The sequence below is a fragment of the Dubosiella newyorkensis genome, from assembly GCF_001945605.1.
Taxonomy (GTDB): Bacteria; Bacillota_I; Bacilli_A; order Erysipelotrichales; family Erysipelotrichaceae; genus Dubosiella; species Dubosiella newyorkensis.
Genome location: NZ_MPKA01000073.1, coordinates 1 through 1067 on the forward strand (window position 1 = coordinate 1; position 1067 = coordinate 1067).

General features: G+C 42.5%; 3 protein-coding genes. All 3 read right to left on the bottom strand.

Annotated features, from left to right (window positions below):
• On the bottom strand, nucleotides 1-320 hold a 320-nt coding region (locus tag BO225_RS07455), incomplete at its 3' end, for an IS3 family transposase (RefSeq protein WP_143356793.1).
• Between the two features lie 80 nt (nucleotides 321-400).
• Nucleotides 401-688 carry a transposase gene (locus BO225_RS07460; RefSeq protein ID WP_076340274.1) on the bottom strand — a complete coding sequence of 96 codons (288 nt, stop codon included), beginning with the start codon at nucleotides 686-688 and terminating at the stop codon, nucleotides 401-403.
• Nucleotides 649-1067: DDE-type integrase/transposase/recombinase (locus BO225_RS07465; protein WP_143356794.1), on the bottom strand; the 419-nt coding region annotated here is incomplete at its 5' end. The genes BO225_RS07460 and BO225_RS07465, both read right to left, overlap by 40 nt.

Consider the following 1067-nt stretch of genomic DNA (forward strand, 5'->3'; position numbering starts at 1 on the left):
CTGTCGGGATCTTTTGGATTGAATTGTCTTTTCAGAAGATTGTGAAGTTTTCGATCATTCCCTTTAGATATGGTCGTTTTTATCTTGTGTTTCAGATATTTCGGTTTGATATTGGCTTCTTTCATGATCGAATAGACATACTTCTGGCATCCTTGGATCCCTTTCTTGTGCAGGATCTCTGCGATCTTGGGCGAGCCATACAGCTGGTGCGAATCGTTGTAGATCTTGACGATTGCTTTTTTTGTTTTTTCCCGTCGGACTTTTATCTTGGATGGTTTTGATCTTAAATACTTGTAGTAGCCGGAAGGGCTCTTCTCCAATATAGCCAGTATACCCGCTATCGATGCTTTGGGATGTTTCTCTTTGTATTCCTGGACCGATCGATAGAGGAGACGAGCCGTTACTTGCCGAGTATACTGATTGCTTTTTTTAATACATTGAGTGCGTCCTGGGTATCTCTGAGCTGCTTTTTAAGATGGGCGATCTCTTTGGCTTCATCGCTGGCATAGTTGCCGGATCCTCTTACGACGACTTGATCGCCGTGATTTTTATAGCTTTTGACCCATCCTCCAACGGTTGTATCGTGGACTCCGAACTGTTGCGCGATCTGGGTATAGGCAAGGTCCGGATGATCGAGCACGTATTGGATCACCTGTTCCTTAAATTCTTTGTCATATTGCTTTGCCATTTTTCATTCCTCCTCATTCTGGAATTCAAATTGTTCTTCTTATGACATTCTACCACTTGAATTTTCAGAGGTTTAAGGGCTGCACCATTAATACTAAATCCAATCGTTTCGAAATGGTAGAAGTTGATCCATTCTCTCTTGATCAGTGAATGAAAGCTTTCGATGCAGGCGTTGTCCCATGGATTGCCTTTTCTCGAATACGATCTTTCCATTCCTTCTGTCTTGTTTTTGTATTCTTCGCTTGTGTACTGGACTCCTTGATCGCTGTGGATCACCAATGGCTTTTTGATTCCTCGTCTTCTTTTGGCTATTTCTATACACTCCAGAACTTTTGCGGCTTCCATATTTCGAGTCATCACCCACCCGACTATTTTTCTGG

What these genes read in the sequence shown, in the direction of transcription:
- BO225_RS07460 (WP_076340274.1), bottom strand. Translation starts at nt 688, where the DNA reads ATGGCAAAGCAATATGACAAAGAATTTAAGGAACAGGTGATCCAATAC.